Here is a 23,839-nt window from a genome sequence, read left to right as displayed (position 1 = left end):
ATTTTTTATGAAAATAATTTGTTGACATCCTCTGCTGATTCTGTAGGTACTTTTCTAATTTCTAAATTAACGCCTTTTTCCTTTAATTTTTTAAAAGCATCTACATCTGTGTCATCTACTGCAACAACACCTGCTACTTGCCTTTTACCTTCGGCCATGTGCATATTACCTATATTTACATTTGTAATTGGAACACCACCTTCCACAAGCTTCAAAACATCTGATGGACTTTCACATATTATAAATATCTTTTGTCTATCAGCAGCCTTATGAATGGTATCAATGGTTTTTTGAATAGTCCAGTATCTAGTAGCAACTCCAGTAGGAGCAGCCATATTCATGAGATTTTGTCTCATTTTATTTCCTGCAACTTCATCATTTGCAACTAATATTAGATTTGCCCCTATAGCTTTAGTCCATTGAGTTGCAACTTGACCGTGTAATAGCCTATTGTCTATTCTTGTCAATACTATATTTGGCATATAGACTTCCCCCTCTTTAATTTAAAATTTCACTAATTGAGTAACGACTAACCTTGATTTCTATATCCTTGGCAATACTGACAATAACATAGTCTTCTTTCAAAGAAATAACTTCTCCATATATACCATCAGTTAACATGATTTTTTTGCCAGGTTTTAAATTCTTGTGTAAGTCTTCAAAATATTTCTTTTTCTTATTTAAATTCTTGTGGCTTATTATTTGACTTATTAATATAAAAATACTAATAAATGCCAGTAATACCAAGGATGTGACTGCAATATCAGCTAACATTAAACCTCCTTTCATTAAATGAATTTTAATATTTGCTAAAAAAGCATTTGTTAAAACATTTTCCCTAATGAAAAAAATAAAAAACAAAAACTCTAAGCCTTTATCTTTTAAATTTGTATATTAAAACATATAAAAGTAAAAGATAAATAGATGCAAATACTAACCTGGTAATTACCATTATTATAATATAATTATATTACTTTGTCAAAGTTTTATAAAAAAATTGATTGTTAAATTTATAAATTTTGCTCAGATAATAATTAGAGAAAAATATTAAAAAGATACAAAAATTATAAATATATATAGAAAGAATATCGCCTAAATTATAAAATAAAATAAATAAAAAACATATGAAAACGATACAAAACAAGTCTTTAAGCTTCTTTAATAATAAATTTTAAAAAAATATATTAAAATACAAAAAAATTATTATATTATATTTTTATCTCCTCTTATAATATATAATTTTTAAAATTATCTTAGCTCTTTCATTAAAATACAAGTTAGGGAAATGTTTTTTTGAAAATGAAAAGACTGTAAATTTTAATATTCTTATAAAAAGCTATAAACTCCTGTCATAGTCAGTGCTTGCCGGTAATTTTATTTTTATCCTAGATTTTTTTATCCTTCTTTAATTAGGGTATTTTAGCCAAAAAGCCCTATTTAATCAGATTATAATAACTTAGTTTATATAAATTTCATAAATAATTGAAAACTTTTTCAAATTTGGTGTTGACATTTGTTTGAGAATGGTATATTCTTTATATAAAGAACATTAGTAAACAAAAATAAACAAAAAAGAAAAAGGAGGATTTCGTCATGAAGATATATATATCATCGGACACCAATGGTAAAAGATTAAAAGATATCCTTAAAAATGAGATTGAAAAAATGGGATATGAATATGAGGATTTATCAAAAGATGGTTTTGACTTCGTAGATAGTTCATCTGTTGTATGCGAAAAGCTTTTAGAAGAAAATAGTCAACTAAAAGAAAAAACAGATGATAGCTCAGTAGGAGTTGTGATCGATAACTATGGTGCCGGCTCTTATATGGCATGCTCTAAATTCAAAGGCATAGTAGCTGCTGAAGTATCTGATGAAAGATCAGCACTTATGACAAAAAGACACAATGGTGCAAGAATATTAGTCCTAGGACAAGAAGTTGTAGGTGAAGCTCTTGCAAAAAGTTGTTTAAAGAGTTTTTTAAGCCATGGATATGATGGTGGACGTCATCAAATTAGGATAGACATGCTTAACAAGATGCTATAATACTAACTATATAATTCAAGGAGAAATAATGAAAATAGCTTTAGGTTGTGACCATATTGTCACAAGTTTAAAAATGCAAGTTTCAGACCATTTAAAAAGTCTAGGACATGAGGTAGTCGATGTTGGAACTTACGATAATACAAGAACACATTATCCAATTTATGGGAAAAAAGTTGCAGAACTTGTAGTAAGTGGCAAATGTGATCTTGGAGTAGTTTTATGTGGAACAGGTGTTGGGATATCAACAGCAGTAAATAAAACATTTGGTGCACGTTGTGCCTTGGTTAGGGACTGTATAACAGCCCAATACGCAAGAGAAGAATTAAATGCCAATGTAATTGCCTTCGGTGGAATGATAGTCGGCAAAGATTTAGCTTTAGAAATTGTTGATTCATTTATAAATTCAAAATACAAAGAAACAGAAGAAAACAAAAAATTAATAGATAAATTAATGGCTCTTGAAGATAAATATGATAAAGATAAAGAAAACCAAGTAAACAATGATGAGTTTTTTGATGAATATATCGAAAAATGGAAGAAAGGTTATTATCACGACTAGGTATTAAAATGACTGAACTATTTGATAAAGATTGTATATATGTATCTGATGCAAAAAATAAGGAAGATTTGTTTTATTATATTTATCAAAAGCTTCTAGAAAAATCATTTGTAAAAGAAAACTTTTACGAAATGATTTTAGAAAGAGAGAAGAATTATCCAACAGGTATGGATATGTCTGTTGTTAATCCTAATCTTTCAAACATTGCCATTCCACATACAGAGCCATCTACAGTAAATGTAACAAAAATCATACCTATTAAATTGAAAAATAGTCTTAAATTTAATAATATGATTGAGCCAGATAAAGAGATTTTGGTCGACTTTGCCTTTATGATTTTGAATAAAAGTGGTGGAGAACAAACTAACATATTATCTCAGATAATGGATTTTGTTACAAAAACTGAAGATATTGGGAAAATGTTTGAATCGAACGACGTTGATTATATTTATAATTTTATTAAGGAAAAATTTTAGGAGGAAAAATTATGATTAAAATGTTAGCAGCTTGTGGAGCTGGAGTTAACTCTAGCCATCAAATTAAAAACGCAATGGAAACAGAAATGAAAAATAGAGGTTATGCTTTAAAATGTGATGCAGTAATGGTAAAGGATATCACTGAGGATATGCTAAGCAAATATGATATTTTTGCAAGAATTTCAAAAACAGATTTAGGTTTTGATGTAAAAACTCCTACAGTTGATGCCGGTCCTATTCTTTATAGAATGCCAGCTATGGCTAAACCAGTTTATGATCAAGTTGAAAAAATAATCAAAGAAAACAATTTAAAATAAAATCACAATTCAAAAATGATTTAAGGAGAAAAAGATGAAAGCTATAATTGATTTTGCCAATGTCTTGTTTGGTAATTTTATGGACTTTATGACTCCGGCAGTATTAATGATGATAGTATTAACATTAATATCTGTATTGGTAGGAGTAAAATTTTCGAGGGCTTTAGAAGGTGGTATTAAACTTGCGATAGCGATTACAGCTATTGGAGCAATAATGGGAATATTGACTACTAATTTCTCACAAGCTCTACAACAATTTGTTGAAAGAACAGGAGTAGAGTTAAGTATTACAGATGTAGGTTGGGCACCACTTGCTACAATTACGTGGGGTTCACCATATACCCTATACTTTTTATTGGTAATGATTATTGTAAACTTAGTAATGCTATTTTTAAAAAAGACAAATACATTAGATGTAGATATATTTGATATTTGGCACTTAGCTATTACAGGTCTATTCGCAATATATATGGGAGCAAATTTAATAGTTGCTACAATCTTAGTAATATTTATAGGTGTACTAAAGATTATAAATTCAGATCTTATGAAACCAACATTTAATGACTTATTAGATGCTCCAGAAGACAATCCAATGACAACAACCCACATGAACTACATGATGAATCCTATTGTTATGGTATTTGATAAAATAATTGATAAATTATTTCCATTTTTAGATAAATACGACTTTGATGCTGCAAAACTTAACTCAAAGATTGGCTTCTGGGGTTCAAAATTTGCAATAGGAATTTATCTAGGACTATTTATAGGTATACTAGCTGGAATGCCAATAATTGATACATTTGGTCTTGCATTTACAGCAGCTACATGTTTGGAGCTATTTTCAGTTATAGGTCAATGGTTTATAGAATCAGTAGAACCCCTATCACAAGGAATAGCAGATTTTACTAACAATAAACTTGGTGGACGTAAACTTAACATAGGACTTGACTGGCCATTCGTTGCAGGAAGATCAGAAATGTGGGCAGCAGCAAATATTCTTGCTCCTATTATGTTACTTATGGCTTTAATTTTACCTGGAAATAAAGTTCTACCATTAGGTGGAATCATAGCTATGGGACTTACACCATCACTTTTAGTAGTTACAAGAGGTAAAATTATTAGAATGATTATCATAGGTGTGTTCATGTTGCCAATATTTTTATGGTCAGGCACATTAATTGCACCATATGTAACAGAAGCAGCCAAATCAGTTCATGCCTTCCCAGAAGGATTGCCAAGTACAGCACTAATAACACACTCAACACTTGAAGGACCTATAGAAAAATTTGTAGCTTACTTTGTTGGACTTGCTAATGGACAAGGTGGGAAAATGATTCTTATAGCTCTAGCAGTTATAGCAGTTTATTTACTACTATTCTTGTGGTATAAGAAACAAATGCAATTAAGAAATGAAGAATACAAAAAGAATAATAATTAGAATATAAAATTATAAATAATAATTATGATAAATTACTCTAGAATGAATGCTTAGATTATAGAAAAGTAGATGATATTTGGAAACTTCATCTACTTTTTTATTGCTAAATATTTTGAAAAATGTATTTCTATATGATAATAGTCTACTTTCCAAAAAGTCTTTAAAGCAGAAAACCTATCAATGTTAAATATATAATATTATTGTATGGACAGCTACAATAATAATTAATTGAAAATTGCTGTAAACTAAGACAGATGAAAAGGATATCGCCAAAAAATTTTAAATAATTTTGGGAACTTAAATATGTGAGAATTTTGTTGACTTAAAATATTTTTAGGGTTATAATTAAATAAACTTGTAAATATTAATAAAATATTTGTGAATTTTATCGGTTTTTTTAAAATATGTTAGTTTTATAAATAAACTACATAAGCTTAAGTAAAATGAATTAAAATGCTGAAAAACAATAAACTAACTTAAAGCCCATATAAGCTTCGAGCTTATTAAAAAGTTGAACCGACTTGGTCAGTAAAATTTAGGTTTAGTTTAGATAGTGCAAAGATAGCCAAAATAAACTTGTATATCCACATAGAAATAGGAGAGCATATGAAAAAAGCACTGAGAAAAGTAATGTCGTTTTTGATGGCACTATTTATGGTTCTTCAAGTTATGATTCCAGCCTTTCCATCAAAGGCTGAGCAGCTAGACCCAAATACCATAAAAACAATAGAAGATTTAAAGCCAGATTCTGATACCAATCTTTCTATTACAAATTCCCATAAATTAAACGATCTTGCTAAAAGAGAAGAAGATGAGAATAAATTTTCAATAGCGGTTGGTATATCAGATAAAACCCGCACTTTCAGACTTGTAAACAGGGATGATATAAGCCTGTATGAAAAAGGACATTTTTCTACTATTGAAGAAGCAAGCAAAGAATATGATAGGGTAAAAAAGGACCTCAATGACCAAGGCCTTGACCTAGATATATCAATAATAGAAGAAGATGAGGGATTTAGGATAGTTGATGAAAAAACCTACCTTGATATGAAAGAAGGTAGAGAGCCTGATAAGAAATATGGCAAAAACTATTCCTATATAGACTTAAAAGTTTTAGATGACTTTGATTTTGAAAACAAGGGATATACAAGATTTGCAGAAGAAAAAGATAAGCTATTTTTCAATTTAGATTTCTATAAATACATATCACCTGATCCTAACTTTAACTTATATGAAGAGGATAGTGAGGGAAATCTAAAGATTAAAAATAAGGGAGACCTACTTGCAGTTTTAACAGATGATAAGGTAAAAAAATATGATACAGACTCCCTAGAAAGCGACTTTAGCCTTCTTAAGCAATACAAGGAAGAAAAGTCCAAAGCAGAGGAAGAAAAAAAGACTGAAGAGGAAAAGACTGAAGAGGATAAGAAAGCTGAAGAAAAGACTGAAAAGGAAAAAACAGAAGAAGATAAAAAGTCTGAAGAAAAAACAGAAGAGAAGACTGAAGAAGATAAAAAGTCTGAACAAGAAGCTAATACTGAAAAAGAAAACAAAGACCAAGAAGAAAAATCGGAAGAAAAGAAACAAGAAGAGCCTTCAAACTTTGACAAGGCAGATAAAGAATTAAAAGATGCTCTAGCTAATCCTAAAAACGGTATCAAAGAAATTCAAGACCTTCTCCATGAGCTTGGAGAAAAATATATCCTTACACCAGATGAAGAAGAAAAACTCATGTCTGCCAATGATAAGGCAATAAAGGACTTAGTAAAAAAAGATCAGGAAGAAAACTTTAGACCAAATAATTTAAGGGTATCTAATAGTTTTTCTGATAAGGAGTTTCAAGTAAATACTAGCCTACAAGTTATGGCAACATCTACTTGGCCTATACCTACTGGTTGGTATTTTGACCTAAAAATAGGTCCTTATCTAAAAGCAGATGGCACATATTCGCTAAAGCAATTAAAAGATAATTCTGGCAAGGTAGTAGCTACTCCATCTTATGTAGAAGATGGAGACAATCACTATATTAGATACACCTTTGTTAGGTCTATAAAATCTAATATAAATCTAGATATAAATCAAAGCCTAGCCTTTGATACAGATAATATTGGAAATAGTGATAGCATAGATGTAAATATCTCCCTTGCTCCAAAAAATAACCCAGAGCAAGACCTACTTACAAAGACGGTTAATTTAACCGACTCATCTCCAGTAATAGGAAATACAAGTTATATTATAAATGAGCAAACAGGCGATGAAACAGTCTACCCATACAAACTTTCTTGGACATCCAAGCAAAGCATCATAGACTCAAATGGAAATCGAACTTCATCTATGTTTATCGACCAAAACGACTTAAATGTCTTATGGGATATAGAAGTAGACACTAGTCCTTTAGCAGGCACAAAAGGAGAAAATCTCGACTTTAGTAAGCTTAACATAAGCCTATTCTCCTCAGCTGCACAAGGACTTAGAAATTTCAAATACAAATTATCTACCAGCCCTATAAATGACTACACTAGTGGCTATACAACATCAGATAAAGAAGCAGAACTTCTTATGGATAATACTTCCATAAATAAATCTGAGTTAGGAGAAAAACTATACATAAGAGTTATAGCTCCTATAGATTCTAATCAAATCCACCCAGCCTATTCTATGGGACTTAGGATAAACCCAGACACCAACTATATTAAGGCTATGGTTGATAAAAAACTTGAAGAGTTTAGGAAAATCCCAACAATTTTTAAGTGGATAGAGGGACTTGAACAAGCCCAAACATATGCTAATGTACCATTTAACCTTATAGAAACAAACATAGTTGCAAACAATGTTTATCAAGATAAATTCACCAACGAAAATTTCTTCTATGATTCTACAAGAACCATAGTAGCAAATAGAGTTACTGACAATAGAGTTGACTGGAGTGCTCAAGACCTTATTAGACTGGGAGAAGATGAAGACACAGGTCTTGAAACACCAGATTTTCTCATAAATGGAACTGGAGATAAGCAAGATTTAAACAAAACAAAAGTATACTTTGTGCCACTTGTAGATGGAGGATATAGAAGAACTACTAGAGTAAGGGATGTTCTTCTTGATAATGGAAGATACTACCCAGGTACTATTGTCTCCTATACTTACGAAAATCAAACAGGCTCAAGAAATGATACCTACAACATGAGGACAACTATCAAAGAAAAGAAAAATGACATCTTTGATCCATCATCAGTTCTCGACAGAGGTGGATATATTGATCTATATACTGAAAAGATAAGCCAAGATGAGCTTATGAATGGCTTTATAGCCTATATGGAATATCCTTATACTATAATGAGGATTAATAGAAACTTTGATATGGGTCTATGTTTTAATAGTGGTACAGATGATCCAACTATCAAGGGTAAAAAAGAAATCTTCTTAGATAAGAATGAAAATCCATCAGGAGATTTCCTAATATCAAGACTTAATGAAAATGTCAAAGGTACTTCCAATATATCTGGTTACAGACTTGTTCCAAAATTACAAGCATATGGACAATATAATAGGGACGGTTCTAAAAGCCAAGGTCAAGCCATGGAAGACTTAATGAAAAGAATCTTCTTTTATAGTGAACAAGTTAAGAAAAACTACACATCAAAAACAGGTGAAATCATGCATAGGCAAGTGGAAAACTCTATGCTTCAAAGGGTAATTCACCACTATACAGATGGGGTTGATATAAATAGAGATTACTTCTCTAACTCATCAACTTACAATTCGGATTCTTGGAAGGTCGATTACACCCTAGGTGGTTCAAATATACCTGGAACTTCGAAAAAAGAAAAGCAATTTGAAGGCTCTGATCAAAGCCGTATGACATATGACCAATATGGCAATAAATTTAGGATGCTAAAGGACAATGAAACAAGGATAGGAAACTATCCTCCAGTAAGGGATCTTCAAATCGAATATGCTGATGATATTATAAAGCTAGTTGAGGCATCATATGGTAACAATAGTGACTGGTCAGAGGATAAGGCAAAATCAGTTAAACTAATATTTTATTCCCATACTGATCCTGGTAAATACCAAGAGCTAATATCAGCTCATGTAGTAGAGCCAATAGAAATTGATAAGTTCAAAGAAGACGGCAAGACCAGACTTTCTGGAGCAACTTTCATCTTTACCAATATATATACAGGTGAGGTAGAAAAATACAAAACAAATGATCAAGACTCTGGTAAAATTTACCTAAAACCAGGCGCCTACAGGGTATCAGAGCTTGCACCAGAAGGTTATGAAGCCATTAAGCCTTTTAGGATAGTAGTAGAAAGAAAAGAAATTAACCCAGACGATGGACCATACCTTTACAAAAACCTACCTAGTATTCATGTAAATGATGGCTATAAGACAGAAGTAAACCTAAGCGAGGTACCAACATCTGCCGATGGTAGAAAGCTTGTAGAACTTGACAATGATAAGCTTAAAATAAAGGTAACCAATATCCAAGATAACCTCGGTAAGGTAGAATTCACCAAGAAAAACAAGCATACCAAGCTTGATGGAGCAGAATTTACTCTTACAAAACTTAAAGCTACAAATCTAAGCGAGGCACAGGCAAACCAAACAGACTTTGATACTAAAACTGATGGAAGTCTACTCTACCAACAAAAATCAACAGGTTCTTATGGTGATTTCAAATTCGAGCAAATGCCAAAGGGCTTCTATATATTAGAAGAAACATCCGTTCCAAAAGGCTATGAAAAAGCCCCTAAGCTAATCTTAGAAGCTAAAGAGACAACAGATTCAGCAGGTAAGAAAAAGGTAGAAGTAAGCTTTGTAGACAAAAACATATACAATGTCAAGACAAATCAAAACGAAATAATAAATGAAACTAAGAAAACAAGTATAAAATTTAGGAAAGTTAGAGAGGATGTCCTAGCTGACCCAAGTCATGAACATCTAGGCCTATCCAATGCTAAATTTAGGCTCTATTCTCTAAGAACAATAGATAATGAGTTCTACCTCAAGGAAGTTTATTCTGATAATACAGAAAAAACTAACCCGCCAGCTGCTTTGATAGATGGTCAACAAGCTAAAAATGGTGGATATTTCGTATTTGACAATCTTTCAGAAGGCGAATACCTACTAGAAGAACTTCAAGCACCAAAGGGATATTCAAAAGTAGATTTCTTCGGTTGGAAACTTGTAGTAAAAGAAAATAGTAAAGGAAATCTTGAAAGCAAACTCTACAAAATCCCAACAGAAAAAGACCTTGATAAGGATGTAGAAGAACTAGAAGAAGTAAGCTTAGATGATATTATAAGGTCCGATGAGAATAGTGGAAGTACAAAGGCTTATCAAATAGGAAATGATATCAGAAAAATTGATATAAACTTTGCTAAGTATTTGGCATCAAGTGATGGTGTTTATAATCCTATCTTGGCAAATGAAAAACTTGTAGATGAAATTGGTCAGCCTGTAAGCTTTGACCTATACAAGTCTGATTATTATGGAACAATCATAGGTGATAAAATAAATGAAAAGCCTATAATACAAAATATCTTTAAGACAAATTCAGAAGATAGGGTATTTAAAGAAGAAAAATATGACTATCAATTTGAAATTCATGACCTAGAATTCGGTGGCTACTACGTACTTAGGGAAAATAATCCTCCTAAAGGTTATAAAAAAGCTAATGATATCCTACTAAAGGTTGAAGCAGAAGCCATAGCCGATGAAGGTCAAATGAAAGTTATAGTAAGAGATCCTAACAACAATACCAAATATGGTGAACATGCAATCTTTGAAGGAGTTATAGATTATAAAAAAGAAGCTAAACTCGGAGAATTGTATATAAAGAAAACAGGAGATGCAATTGCTCCATACAAGGGCAAGGTTGGTTTGAGAAGAGCATACTTCAGACTCTACACTGCAACTGATGATTTCGAGATAAAGAAAAACGCCCAAGGTTTTGCTGAAGAATATATACAAAAGGTAAGTCCGGGAGAAGCTATAACAAAGCCAAATCCAGACAATCCAAACGAGCAAATAGGAAAAGATCCTAAAGAGCTTCCAAAAAATCAAGGTATAATAATTTTCGACCAATTAAAACCTGGAAAATATGTTCTAGAAGAGTATAGAGGACCAGCTGGTTATGAAAGAGATCCTAACCCTTGGTATATCCTAGTAAGAGATGATGGTACAGTTCTAAAATCAAGACAAAAAATAAATCTAACACCTGAACTTTCAAGAATGGTATTAAATAGTCCTAGACTAGAAAATACAGGTCTAGATCTTTCAAATATCGAAAGCCCAAGTGCAGTAAGTTCAGCTAATTTAGACTCTAAATTTTATTCTGTAGATACAAAAAATGCAAATATCGATGTAGATGCTAGTGCTGTAAATACTGATGAGGGAACAAGAGATATTAAACTTACTATAATACCTAAGATTAGAACAACTATAGAAGATAAAACAAGGCCAAAGAAAATCCATGTAGTAATGTTGGTTGATAGGGACAAGGACCCTTCAAATTCAGGTTTTATATCTAGTCCTACAAGTTTGGATGGTAATATAAATAAGTTTATAACAGACTTAAGAGATACAGCACAAAAGTATGGCTCACAAGTAGATATATCTTTTATCCAATATTCAGGTGTCTCTAATCAAAACAAGATGCTTCTTGATAAGGTAAATCTTGCAGACTATGATTATCTAGGAAAAGAAGATTATCCGATGAAGCTAATAAGAGCGAACAATATTGTAACAGAAGATACCAAGATAAGAGATTACCTAACAGCCTTTGGGGTAAGCCAAAGAAATACAATAACCGATGATTCATCATATATGCTAATGGTAACTAGGAAAAAAGACTTTAATTCTTGGGTTAATAGTATTATGTCAAATGATGCTAGCTATGATGAAAAATTTGTAATAAATCTTCCAAGCCATAATGGAAATATTTCTAATAGATTCTCGGAAGGTGGATACAATAAGTATAGGCAATCTGAGATAACATCAGCATTTAAAGGCTATGAAAGCTGGGTAAGCCATGTTGATACCCTAACAAATCCTGACAATACAGGAGCATATACTGGATATAGGGATTATATGGCAGATAAGGCTATAAGTGGTATAGATCATTTTGACTTCAAGGCAACTAACTATTGGATAGGTAATCAATGGGTAAAAAATATTGCCCCATATGTACAAAAAGACTTCTTTGATAGCTTGTTAGTAGAAGACAACTTTGTAAAAAAAGGTCCTAGCACAAGCATAGATGAATCACTTCTTAAAAATGGACAATTACAAATTAGACCAGATCCTCATGTTAGTTTGATATCTAATAGCTTTAACAAAGAATCTAATGGACAAGAAGAACCATTAAGCAAGGTATCAGCCAACACAGCAGATGGAATCTATAGATTTGATATACCAAGCCCTAATAATACAGCAAATGAAGGTGAAGAGTATGTAATAAATTATAAGCTAAGATTAGATGATGATGCTTCAGTTAACCAAGATTACTTGATTCATGATATTCTCAAATGGATACCAGACAAAAAGAATTCAAGCGATTTTGAAAATCTTGATACAAATAATCTTATCATAAGAAGAAATGAGAAAGTAAATCCTCCTACTCCACAAGGAGATATAAATCTTAAAGTAGACTTTACCTACTCAAATCAAATAAATGGAGAAGAAGATAAGACACAACCAAGTGGTAAAGCAGGAAGTATTAAACTTCAAGTAGGAGATGGTCTTTCTTGGACAGATGTGGCAGATGCTAAAGATGCCCCATATCAAGGAAGCCTTGATTTTGCTAATCTTGACCCTAGTAGGCAATATCGAGTTGTCTATACTAGAGATGAAAAAAATGCAAATGAATGGGCAACTGAAACTATATCAGTTTATCCAGTTGACTTTAAGAAAGTCGATCCTAATACAAATCAAGTAACTATAGAAATAGCAAATGGTAATCTTACAGAAATCTTTAATAATGATGAGAGTGGATTTAGGATTCCTCTAAGAGTTTCTAAGGTAAATTCAAACAAAGCAACATTAACAGGCTCACAATTTAAGGCACGTAAGATAATAAATGGAGAAAAGGCACCTGAGTATATAGATGGAAAGCCAACAGGTAATTACACATATCCAAAATACTATAATGAAGAATTTGACGCTGTATCAGAAGCAACAGGTGAGCCGGGAGATAACTACTTTAGAGAGTTAACTCCAGGAATCTACGAACTAGAAGAAATAAAAACTCCAGATGCTTCTTACAAAATTCCAAAAGATAAAGATGGCAATCCTATGAAGTGGTACTTTAAGGTTTATGTTAATAAAGACAAAAGCCCAAGAGATGCTGACTACATGAACATAGACTTTGGTTTTAGCCATACATTCTCTGAATCTGATGATTTCAATAAGGCTATCAGTGATGAAGAAAAGCAAAAACTCATAGGAACAACCATTAAGGGGCTGGGAGTAGATGATCCAGTATTTAACAAATATGCCAAGATAGTAGCAGATGATGGAAGATCATACCCTGCAAGACCAGATGCTCCATATAAGAAGATCCATGATGTTCAAGTAACTAACTACAAGAATAAAACTAAACTAAACTTTAAAAAAGTAGATCTTAACTATAATGCCATCTCTGGTGCAAAATTTAGACTAATTAAGGTAAAAACAAATAAGGATGGCACAGTCCAAACAAGCTTTTTCGGTAATAAGCCAGTAGAGGACACCTATGAAGAAGATATTATAGAAAATGAAGCTGTAATACACAAGAAAGGTGACCCAATCTATAAAGAAGAGGCAATATCTGATAAGATTCTAGGAGTTGAATTTAATGATATCCCAGAAGGAACCTATATCCTAGAAGAGATAGCCCCTGCAGAAGGCTATAAGAAAAATGATGGTTATATTACTATAACTTTCACAGAAAATGAACAAGGTAAGTGGAAACAAGTAGTTAAGGCAGATTCATACCCTTATAAGACCGATCAAAATGGTAACTTGTCTGCAATAACAAATGCCAAGTCCTATATTGACCTTAAATTCCAAAAATTGGATAACAAGGGAGAAGAAGTTAGGGCAGCAGACTTTAAACTAAGTGAAGTTGATGAAAAAGGTGAAAAAATCGAAGGAGGATATGAAAAAACTATCTACTCCTACGATAACTCAAGATTTAACTTCGATAATCTTGGACCAGGACGCTACAAACTAGAAGAAACTAGAATCCTAGACAGGTTCCAAAAACCTAACCCATGGTTTTTTACTATAAGGGTTAAAGATAAAAGTACAGGAGAACTTGAGATAGTCTCAGAAAATAAAAATGACCTTTCCATAAGAGAGGTCACTGACAAAAAAGATGAGTCAGATTACCAAATAATAAACTATGAGAAAACCAATTTTAACTTCACTAAGCTGAAAGAAGATGACACACCACTGAAGGATGCAGTCTTTAGCCTAAAGAAAGTAAGAGATAAAATCCATGATGGGGATTTAGCTTCAGAAGATAAAACAATAGGCTATCTATATGATGAAAATGGAAAGTTTAAGGGAGTCTATAATGGAAAATACCAAGAAGGAACATGGGTTGATGCTACAAGTGGAGCAACCACAGCCTACTATAATAAAGCTCGTTCCCAAACTGATGGTTCTGTAAATTTCTACGACCTAACAGAAGGTATCTACGAACTAGAAGAAATAATAATTCCAGAAGGTTATTCAAGCAATAGTAGCCAATATAGGTGGATAATAGAAGTTAAAAAAGGCGAAAATGGTCTTGAAGTTATATATAACAAGACAAGAGAGAAATCATATTATGAAAAATATGATCAAGCCTATGATGAAAAATACAAACAAAATAACTTCGATAAGTCCGACAACTTAAGTCTTAGCCCTTATGGAAATAAACTTATAAACCATAAGAATACAACAGATCTTAAATGGAAAAAGGTTAGCGATAAAGCGGAAAACCCAATCAAATCAGAAACAAAGTTTACCCTTTATAAAAACTCCAATGACCCAGATGACCTAGATAAGGCCAAATCTGGTCAGGCAATAGCTGCCCCATATGAAGTGGTATCATCGGATGGTGCTTTTGAAATAACAGACCTATCAAAGGGTGTCTACACCCTAGCAGAAACAAGTCCACCAACTGGATACAAAAAAATGGATAGATATATTGTTATCCAAATTAAGGAAGATGGAAATAACCACTTACAAAAAACCTTCTATGAGCTTAAGTTAAATGATAATGGACAGTATGAAATAGTAGGAAACTTCGCTGATTTTGATTATATTTTGGCAAATATCCCTAGAATAGGAAAACCTAGCCTCAGAAAAGATAAGGACAGTGATTTTTGGATAAGAAACTTTGAAAAAGATTATTTTGTTTTTTCAAAAATATCACTAAATGGTAGACCAAGACCAAATAATTATGATAATATTAAAACGGGATATTTAAAATTAAAATTATCGCCCGCTGATGATAATACAAATAAAAATGCTAAAACTTATACAAAAGAAGTAAACTTGGCTGAAGATCCAAATCTTAACATTTATAAGTTTGAAGTAGATGATATATCCGAAGGAACATATATCCTAGAAGAACTTATGGCACCAGATGGATATCAAAAAACTTTGAAAAAATATAAGATAAAATTTACAAGAGAAAATGGCTCCTTTACAGCAATGCTTGTGGCAGTGCTAAATCAAGACGGCTCAATCTTAGTTGATAAGCAAAATAGACCAATCGATGAAACAGGGGACGTTATTTCAACACTTCCACCTCTTACTCCTTTAAGAGGTGTAGAGGTAAATGGACCATTAAAGATTGTAAACAAAAAAATAGGCATAGAGTTTACTAAAGTTGATAAACAAACAGATAAGCCATTAGCAAATGTAGAATTTGTCTTGGAAAGACAAGATGATTCAGCTAAGGATTATTATCCAGTTACAAGAAATCTAGACTTGATAATGACAGAAAAAGAAACAGGCAAAAGATATATCATAAAGAATGGAGAAAAAGTATATGAAACAAGTTACAATAGACTTGATGATTATAAGTTAAAATCCAATATAGATGGTAAATTTAAGCTTGAAAATCTAAAAGATGGTTATTATAGGATAATGGAAACAAAAGTTCCAGATGGCTATATGAAACCACAAGGTTCAGTAAAAGAATTTAGAGTAATAGACGATGATATAGAAATATTAACCCAACATGGTTATCAGAAAATAAGTGATGAAAATAAAACTCGTCTAACTAAGATAGTAAACTACAAACCAGGAAAGGGTAAGTTTAGCATAAACAAAACCAATGAAGAAGGTAAAAAACTTCAAGGAGTAAAATTCACCCTAACATCCATAGATGGTACTTCATTTGTACAAACAACAAACTCTGAAGGTAAGGCAGAATTTACAGACCTACCTAATGGCTTTTATTGGTTAATGGAAACATCAACCCTAGATGGTTATATGCTTGATAAACAGAAAAAACCAGTACTCATAGGAGATCAAAGTTGGACTGTCCCAGACAATCCAACAAATCCTGAAGATGTATCTGATAGGTTAATCTTTGATGGAAAGCAAGCTTCTGTCAAGTCAGTAGGTGGCAAGAGCGAAAGCGAACAAGTTGTATATCCTAATGAAGGAGAGGCAATCTTCGCTCAGTTTAGATTCAAATTAAGAGAAGGTGAAATGGTAAAACCTGGAGATACCTTTACCGTCAATTTCTCAGATAATGTTGACCTAGATGGAATAGTTAAAGACAACGATGGAGTAGGAAAGACAGATTCATCCTTCCTAGATATGATGAGTCCATCAGGAAAAATTGCCAAGGCAAAAATCAATGATGATAGAAAATCTATAACCTATACCTTTACAAACTTTGTCGAAAACTATAAACCAGAAGATATGCAGATGTTTATTCAACTATATCCAGATAGGATAAAGATAGATCACACACAAGATTTTCCAATAAGAGTAACAATTGGAAAACCAAGATATGCAAAAGCAGATCAAATCTTTACTGACAATATAAGGGTAGATTATAGTGTAATGCTTGATGGTCAAGGGACTAGAAGCTATGCGAATCCAACAACTGATGCATGGATGTACAATCTAAGAGTAGATCCAAAGGAAAAGACCTTTACAGCTGTTGTCTATTACAACTTATGGAACAAATCTCTTTATAACAAGAATTTAACATTTACTACTAACCAACCTATAGATGCAAATAGTCTATCTGTTAGGATTTATAAGAAAACTGGCAGGGGCTTTGCTCAAAACTGGCGAAATGGATACCTACCACAATCTAATGCAGTAGACTTTGATAATAGAAGCGACCTAAGATTTATAGGTGATGGATTCACTACGCACTATGTACCTGTTTATGACCAATGGAACCGACTTCTTGGTTACAATCCAAATGAAACTAAACTGTTAACTTTCCCAGAAGAATACTTCAATGCTAGAGGTGATGAAGATTCAACCTATGTATTAGAAATAAAGGGTAAGCTAAGTGATTCATCTAAGGCTACATCATTGCTATCAAGCGTAAACTATAGCCATAGAGAATACTATTGCCTTGATGCATATGGTAGAAAGACAACATCATGTCCTAGATGGACACATTACACTGACTATACTGGGGAGGCTCATTCATGGTCTAAATTCTATGTGCCAGGAGCAAGTGGAGAAGGTAAGCTTGAGTTTAACTTCGTAAACTACAAAAACGTAATAGAATACACCAAGATTGATGGTGGGGTCATCTCAAATGCTAATACAGATAATCCGACTGGTGAAACTAGCCATAGGCCAGACCTAGATGTACTAGGAGTACTTGAAGGGGCTGAGTTTGAACTAAGAAAAGATGGCGTAAAAGTTGAGGGCTCAGAAAGAAAATCAGATGTCTATGGTAAATTCTCATGGAAAGGTCTAGCTGAAGGTAGCTATGAAGTATGGGAGACTAAGGCTCCACATGGATACAAACTTCCAGAAAAAAGAGTATCATCATTCAAGGTTGACAAAGATGGTCACTTCATAGATATCTTAGACAATAAGCAAATTATTGCAAACTACAAGAGAGCAGACCTTAAACTTAAAAAGCTAGATCAAGATGGAAATCCACTTGAAGGAGCCCAATTCCTATTAGAAGGAAAAGACGTAGAAGGCTATGATGACCGAACACTAAAAAGTGATAGCAAGGGTCAAGTTACATTTGAAGACCTAGCCTACGGCAAGTACACCTTAAAAGAGATGAAAGCTCCAGATGGCTACAATAAAACAGACAAAACTTGGGAGATTGAAGTAACTCGTGATGGTAAAATCCTATGGACCAACTCCTTTGATGATAGTTTAGAAATAAAAGATGCAACAGTTACAAACTTACAAGGTCAATCATCAGCTAATCTTGATAGCAAAATAGTTGGTATCAACAAAGACAAAAAAGTCTTTAGGCAATACAACCTTGTAAAACTAAATGGCACAGAAAAAGACATAAGAATAAGAGCAGACAGCGGAGTAAAACTAAATGACTCTAACACCCAAGTAAGGGTAATTCCTGTCAATAATACTTCAACGCTCGATGCTCCTACAGTTATAGACAAAAATGCCAACTTCAAACTAGCCTATGATAAAAATACAATAAACCTAGTTATAGAAGAAAACAAAGGTAAAGAAGATACTCCTGAAGGATCTTCATCGGAAGAGTCAAGTACAAATCCTCAAAGAACATACCTAGTAATAGTAGATATGCCATACAATAAAGATGGTAAAGTTGGGGCAGGACTTGCTTATGGAGTCTTGGAAGCTAGTGGATTTAAAACCACAGAAAGCATAGATAAGTACGTGGCATATGACAGTTCAATTAGCCAAGGCCAAGATAAGCACAATCCAGGCTTTGCAAATGACAAGTATCTATTAAGAAACCAATATGATATGACACTTGTCTTAGAAAATAAGAAAAATCCTGATATCTACTTTGAGAAGGTAGATTCTACAAATAAAGAAACTAAACTTCAAGGTGCAGAATTTGTACTTCAAAAGAAAATTGGAGAAACTTACCTAACTATAACAAAAGAAGGCAAAGAAGTAGATCCAACTAACATGAATGATAAAGCTTGGACAGCAACTTCAGACGATAAAGGTAGATTTGAATTCAAATCAATCCCAGATGGGGACTATCAAGTAAAAGAAGTCAAAGCTCCAAGAGGTTATGCAAATCTTAAACCTATAGCCTATAAGTTCAAAGTCCAAAATGGAAAAATCTATAAAGAAGACCTAGAAGGCAGGCTAGAAGATAAAGAATTAGAAAACTCTGATGAAAATAGAGAGCAAATAGAAAATAAAAAGGCAGTCTATCCATCAACTGGTGGACCAGGAGTTTGGATAGGATTTACAATCATTGGATTAGCTCTAATGATACTAGCTGTTCTAAGCTACTCTAAGAAAAAAGAGAAATTAAGTTAATTACTCAAAAGACCCTCAAAGGGTCCTTTGAGTTAATTATAAAAGTAGGAATGTTTCTAACTATAAGTTTTAAACTTATAAAAATTGATAAGGCAAAAGCCAAAAATTTATCAAGGTAAATTGACAAAAAGGGTAAAAGGAGAAAAATATGAAACACAAAATTTTGTCATTTTTAACAGCTCTTGCTATGGTACTTGGAATAGTAGTACAACCATTCGCAAAAGCTAATGCAGCACCTAGTAATGCAACAACAACAAATACAGTAACAGTGCATAAAATTCTTTTGACAGAAACTGCATTAAAAAATCATGATGTAAACAAAAAAGGATATGATGGTAATAAAATTCCAGATATTGGAACTTTCTTTGATGCAGAAGCAAAAGAAATTTCTGGAGTTTACTTCAAACTTCAAAAATTAAAAGCTGATATTCAAGAAGATCAAGTTGATGTAAACAATAATGATCAATGGGAAGATGTTAATGGACAAGAAGGTTTAACAACAGAAGATGGTCTTAAATTTACAACAACAGGTTTTGAAGGTAAATATAGAATAGTAGAAGACCTTACAAAATCAACATACAAGGGCGAAGATGGTCAAAGCGTACTTACAGGCTCAAAAGCTGTACCTACACTTCTAACTCTTCCTTTAGTAAATGAAGATGGAATTGTAGCCGACGCTCACGTTTATCCAAAAAATACAGAAAATAAGCCAGAAATCGACAAAAACTTTGCAAAAGAAAATGATTTAAAAGTTGTTGAAGACGGTGAAGCAGGCTCAAAAGTTGGTGCAGTTTATGAAAACTACCAAAAGAAAAAAGCTACAGTAACAGCAGAAATTGGTAAAGAAGTACCTTATGAAGTTAAAACAAAAATCCCTGCTAACTCAAAATTAAAAACAGCTAAGTGGGATGATAAGATGACAAGTGGTTTAACTTTCAAAAAAGGTTCGCTTTTAATAAAAGTTGGACAAGATAATTTAGAAAAAAATACAGATTATAAATTAGAAGAAACAGATGAAGGTTTCGTAGCTAGTCTTACAGAAACAGGCCTTAAAAAAGTCAATGAAAAAACAGAAGCTGTAGAAGTAACCTTAACATATACTGCAACTGTAAACTCTAAATCAGTAGTAGATATACCAGAAGCCAACGACATCATGTTCCATTATGGTAACAAACCAGGCTTTGGAACAACACCATACCCAACAAAACCAAATGAAAATGGTGAATTGACAATAAATAAATCATGGGATGATGGAGAATGGGCAGAAGGTGAAACTGCAACATTTAAACTTGTAGATGCAAATACAGGCGAAGATGTAAAAGAAAGTGACCTTGATAAAGTTGATAACTATACCTTTGAAGGAACAGTAACAATAGGTTCTACTAGTCGAGATGGTATTCCTGGAAATCCAAAAAACCCACCTGTTTATGGTAAGACTTACACATGGAAGGGTCTTAAAAAGGATAAACAATATAAGGCTGTAGAAATTGCAACAACATCAGGCTCAGAATCTGAATTCAAAAAAGGCGCAGATGGAACTATAACAGTAGTAAACCACAGATCTGACAATCCAAAACCACTTAACCCAACAGAACCAAAGGTTGTAAATGGTGGTAAGAAATTTGTAAAGACAAATAATAAATCAGGTGACCAACAAGAAAGACTTGCTGGAGCAGAATTCTACATTACAAATGAAGATGGAAGCAAATATTTAGTAGCTGCTAAAACTAGTCCAGAAGCTGTAAAAACAGCAAAAGATACATTAAATCAAAAAGTAGCAGACTATAATAATCTATCAGCTGAAGATCAAAAAGGTGATAAAGGAACAACAGCAAAAGCTGCAATTGATAAAGCTCAAGAAGACTACAATAAGGCATTCAAAGAAAACGCAAATGCTTATACTTGGGGAGAAAAGGCTGATGAAAATGTAGTAGTTGTAACATCTGATGGACAAGGTAGATTTGAAATCCAAGGTCTAGCTTATGGAAAATATAAATTAGAAGAAAAAACAGCTCCAAAAGGCTATGCTGCAAGAAATGACAAACCAGAATTCACAGTAGAAAAAGGTTCATACGCAGGAGTAGACTCAGAACTTCAATACAACAAAGATAATAAAGACGCTGGCTATGGTAAGCAAATAGAGAATAAGAAAGTTTCAATCCCACAAACTGGTGGAATTGGTTCACTTATATTCGTAGTAGCAGGTATCGCAATCATGGGTCTTGCTGCATACAAAATCCAAGCAAATAAAAAAGAAGCATAAGTTTATACATGGAGGAGTAATATGAAAAAACTTAATATAAAACTAAGACAAGTCTTAGTATTTGCCTTAGTCCTATACCTAGTTACTCCTCTTTTGGCTTTTGCTAAAAGCGGAAATAGCCTAAATATTTTAGTAGACAATAGTGAAGCTGCTATTGATTATTGGAAGATTGATGATGAAAGCTTGATAGACTATAATAGTGAAGACTATGAAAAAAAGGCTGAAGAGCTTGTAAATAATTTTTCCAATGTTGATGAAGCTGACCTAAATAAAAAATTTGGTGAGAAAAAAACAGTTAAAGTCAGTGATAAGAAAGATGGAAAAGATTTAATTAAGGTAGAAAACTTATCCTATGGAACCTATCTGTTTAGACAAGTTAAAACAGAAGAAAAAACTTTCAAACCTTTTATTGTAAGTATAGATGAAACAACCATCAACCCTGCTACTATTATTCCAAAGACTGTAGTTCATGATATAATCCTTAGAAAAATAGACAAGGATACCAAAGACACCCTTATGGGTGTAGGATTTAAGCTAGTTGATAAAGAAGGTAATACACTCAAGTTTAAAAATACAGATGATGGCTACATCTATGATAAAGATGGCGAGATAGAAGAACTTATCACAAACGATAAGGGACAGATTAAAGTCAAAGGCCTCGAAAAAGAAGCAAAATTCATAGAAACAAGTCCCCTTAATGGATATGAAAAAAATAAGGGGAAAGAAACAAGCTTTCTAAAAGATGGAGAAACAGTCGATTTTGAAAATGAGAAAGATTCTCGAACCAATATCTTCACCTTTGTAAAGATAGATGGAGATACCAAAAACCCATTAGAAGGGGCAGTCTTTAAAGTTCAAGTCAAAACAGACAAAATCTTTGAAGATGTCGAAGAAAATGGCAAAATCTACACACTAACAAGTGGTAAAGATGGTATTTTCAAAACCAAACAACTCCCATATGGAACTTATAGGCTAATAGAAACAAAAACTCCAACAAAGGACTACATTCTAAAAATAGACCCAATAGACTTTGAAATTGGAGAAAACTCCCACCAAATGAAAATAGAAGTTGAAAACTACAAGGGAAAGGTTCCACCTACACCTGGTGGAGGATCACGTCAAAGAAAAAAGACAAGCTCCCTTGTAAAAACAGGTGATGTCAAAATACTAATAATATTTATAACAGGCCTAATCCTAATAGCCTACGGTATAAAAACTGTAAGGGCCAAAGATTAGAAAAATAATGACTGTTGCAAATCAACCTTTGCAGCAGTCTTTTTTTAAGGGATAAAGGGGACGAAAATGAGGGGCCCCTTTCTCCCTTTTAGTTTAAAAATAAAATGTTATAATATAGAAAAGGCTTATATGATTTTATTGTGAGTAAAACAAAGAAATTGTTTAATTTGAATTTTTAAATATAGGACGATTACCAAAACAAGCAGGCATTATATTATAAATAAAAGAGAAACTATTAGGAGAATAAATGACAGATATAAAGATAATATTTTTTGATATAGACGGAACCTTAATTTCCCTAGATAAGGATAGTATAAGCGAAAAAACAAAGATTGCCTTAAATGCATTAAAAGATAAGAGGATTCATATTTGTATTGCTACAGGAAGAGCTCCTGTTCAAATTCCTGTCTTTGAAGGGGTTGATTTTGATTCGTTTTTAAGCTTTAATGGGTCTTTGTGCTTTAATGAGAAAGAAGAAATTTTCTCAAACCCTTTAACAAATGAGGATGTACTACATTTTATAGAAAACGCAAAGGCTATGGATAAGCCCCTTGCTATGGCAGGAAAAAAATCATATGTGGCAGATTATTTTGATGATGCTTTGAGTATGTATTTTGGATTTTCAAATCATAAGCCGGATTTTATAGATGACTTAATATCCTTTGCTCAAAAAACCAAGATTTATCAGCTAAATATGTCCATAAGAAAGGAAGAATATGATAGGGCACTTCTAGGAACAAGGGGTGCAAAGATTGCAGCTTGGTGGGATAGGGCTGTTGACATTATTCCTAAAGACGGGGGAAAGGGACTTGGAGTAAGAAAGATTTTAGAATATTATAAAATCAAAAAAGAGGAGGCTCTCGCCTTTGGAGATGGAAACAATGACCTTCAAATGTTTGAAGAAGTAAATGGAATAGCCATGGCGAATGGTTCAGACGATTTGAAAAATATTTCTTATGATATATGTAAAAGTGTAGATTGTGATGGTATTTTTTATTATCTAAAGGATAAGAATATTATATAGGCGAGATT

The 23,839-nt window shown here is 32.7% G+C and carries 11 protein-coding genes; 9 read left to right on the top strand and 2 right to left on the bottom strand.

The genetic code is table 11. From position 1 onward, the window contains the following. Positions 1 to 5 precede the first annotated feature (5 nt). Entirely contained in the window at positions 6 to 482 is a 477-nt protein-coding gene (gene agaV, locus HV819_RS04085) for a PTS N-acetylgalactosamine transporter subunit IIB (RefSeq protein WP_154539707.1), read from the bottom strand. A 16-nt stretch (positions 483 to 498) separates the two neighbouring features. Next, the gene (gene yajC, locus HV819_RS04080) at positions 499 to 774 is read right to left on the bottom strand and encodes a preprotein translocase subunit YajC (protein WP_176269577.1); all 276 of its coding nucleotides are present in this window, start codon (positions 772 to 774) and stop codon (positions 499 to 501) included. 819 nt (positions 775 to 1,593) lie between these two features. Between yajC and lacA the strand changes: the two genes are divergently transcribed. The 9 genes from lacA (at position 1,594) to HV819_RS04035 (ending at position 23,831) form a co-directional block, all read left to right on the top strand. Further along, the gene (lacA, locus tag HV819_RS04075; RefSeq protein ID WP_154539703.1) at positions 1,594 to 2,046 is read left to right on the top strand and encodes a galactose-6-phosphate isomerase subunit LacA; all 453 of its coding nucleotides are present in this window, start codon (positions 1,594 to 1,596) and stop codon (positions 2,044 to 2,046) included. A 28-nt stretch (positions 2,047 to 2,074) separates the two neighbouring features. After that, the gene (gene lacB / locus HV819_RS04070) at positions 2,075 to 2,605 is read left to right on the top strand and encodes a galactose-6-phosphate isomerase subunit LacB (protein WP_154539701.1); all 531 of its coding nucleotides are present in this window, start codon (positions 2,075 to 2,077) and stop codon (positions 2,603 to 2,605) included. Positions 2,606 to 2,613: 8 nt separating this feature from the next. Continuing rightward, complete coding sequence (locus tag HV819_RS04065; protein ID WP_154539699.1) at positions 2,614 to 3,081, top strand: PTS sugar transporter subunit IIA; 468 nt, start codon at positions 2,614 to 2,616, stop codon at positions 3,079 to 3,081. A gap of 11 nt (positions 3,082 to 3,092) precedes the next feature. Further along, the gene (locus HV819_RS04060) at positions 3,093 to 3,398 is read left to right on the top strand and encodes a PTS sugar transporter subunit IIB (protein WP_154539697.1); all 306 of its coding nucleotides are present in this window, start codon (positions 3,093 to 3,095) and stop codon (positions 3,396 to 3,398) included. A 34-nt stretch (positions 3,399 to 3,432) separates the two neighbouring features. Beyond that, positions 3,433 to 4,839, top strand: coding sequence for a PTS galactitol transporter subunit IIC (locus tag HV819_RS04055; RefSeq protein WP_176269576.1), 1,407 nt, complete (start codon positions 3,433 to 3,435; stop codon positions 4,837 to 4,839). Between the two features lie 606 nt (positions 4,840 to 5,445). Then, complete coding sequence (locus tag HV819_RS04050) at positions 5,446 to 19,308, top strand: SpaA isopeptide-forming pilin-related protein (protein ID WP_176269575.1); 13,863 nt, start codon at positions 5,446 to 5,448, stop codon at positions 19,306 to 19,308. A 148-nt stretch (positions 19,309 to 19,456) separates the two neighbouring features. Then, the gene (locus HV819_RS04045; RefSeq protein WP_176269574.1) at positions 19,457 to 21,571 is read left to right on the top strand and encodes a pilin N-terminal domain-containing protein; all 2,115 of its coding nucleotides are present in this window, start codon (positions 19,457 to 19,459) and stop codon (positions 21,569 to 21,571) included. A gap of 21 nt (positions 21,572 to 21,592) precedes the next feature. After that, positions 21,593 to 22,807: an MSCRAMM family protein gene (locus HV819_RS04040; protein ID WP_176269573.1), complete on the top strand. Its 1,215-nt coding sequence runs from the start codon at positions 21,593 to 21,595 to the stop codon at positions 22,805 to 22,807. A gap of 247 nt (positions 22,808 to 23,054) precedes the next feature. Then, positions 23,055 to 23,831 carry an HAD-IIB family hydrolase gene (locus HV819_RS04035; RefSeq protein WP_176269572.1) on the top strand — a complete coding sequence of 259 codons (777 nt, stop codon included), beginning with the start codon at positions 23,055 to 23,057 and terminating at the stop codon, positions 23,829 to 23,831. The last annotated feature ends 8 nt before the right edge of the window (positions 23,832 to 23,839 follow it).

This window comes from Anaerococcus faecalis (assembly GCF_013371425.1).
Taxonomy (GTDB): domain Bacteria; phylum Bacillota; class Clostridia; order Tissierellales; family Peptoniphilaceae; genus Anaerococcus; species Anaerococcus porci.
This window is presented reverse-complemented; position numbering and strand designations above follow the sequence as displayed.

Bases quoted from the DNA above. Each gene is read 5' to 3' on its own strand.
- agaV (WP_154539707.1), bottom strand. From the start codon at position 482: ATGCCAAATATAGTATTGACAAGAATAGACAATAGGCTATTACACGGT.
- yajC (WP_176269577.1), bottom strand. From the start codon at position 774: ATGTTAGCTGATATTGCAGTCACATCCTTGGTATTACTGGCATTTATT.
- lacA (WP_154539703.1), top strand. From the start codon at position 1,594: ATGAAGATATATATATCATCGGACACCAATGGTAAAAGATTAAAAGAT.
- lacB (WP_154539701.1), top strand. From the start codon at position 2,075: ATGAAAATAGCTTTAGGTTGTGACCATATTGTCACAAGTTTAAAAATG.
- HV819_RS04065 (WP_154539699.1), top strand. From the start codon at position 2,614: ATGACTGAACTATTTGATAAAGATTGTATATATGTATCTGATGCAAAA.
- HV819_RS04060 (WP_154539697.1), top strand. From the start codon at position 3,093: ATGATTAAAATGTTAGCAGCTTGTGGAGCTGGAGTTAACTCTAGCCAT.
- HV819_RS04055 (WP_176269576.1), top strand. From the start codon at position 3,433: ATGAAAGCTATAATTGATTTTGCCAATGTCTTGTTTGGTAATTTTATG.
- HV819_RS04050 (WP_176269575.1), top strand. From the start codon at position 5,446: ATGAAAAAAGCACTGAGAAAAGTAATGTCGTTTTTGATGGCACTATTT.
- HV819_RS04045 (WP_176269574.1), top strand. From the start codon at position 19,457: ATGAAACACAAAATTTTGTCATTTTTAACAGCTCTTGCTATGGTACTT.
- HV819_RS04040 (WP_176269573.1), top strand. From the start codon at position 21,593: ATGAAAAAACTTAATATAAAACTAAGACAAGTCTTAGTATTTGCCTTA.
- HV819_RS04035 (WP_176269572.1), top strand. From the start codon at position 23,055: ATGACAGATATAAAGATAATATTTTTTGATATAGACGGAACCTTAATT.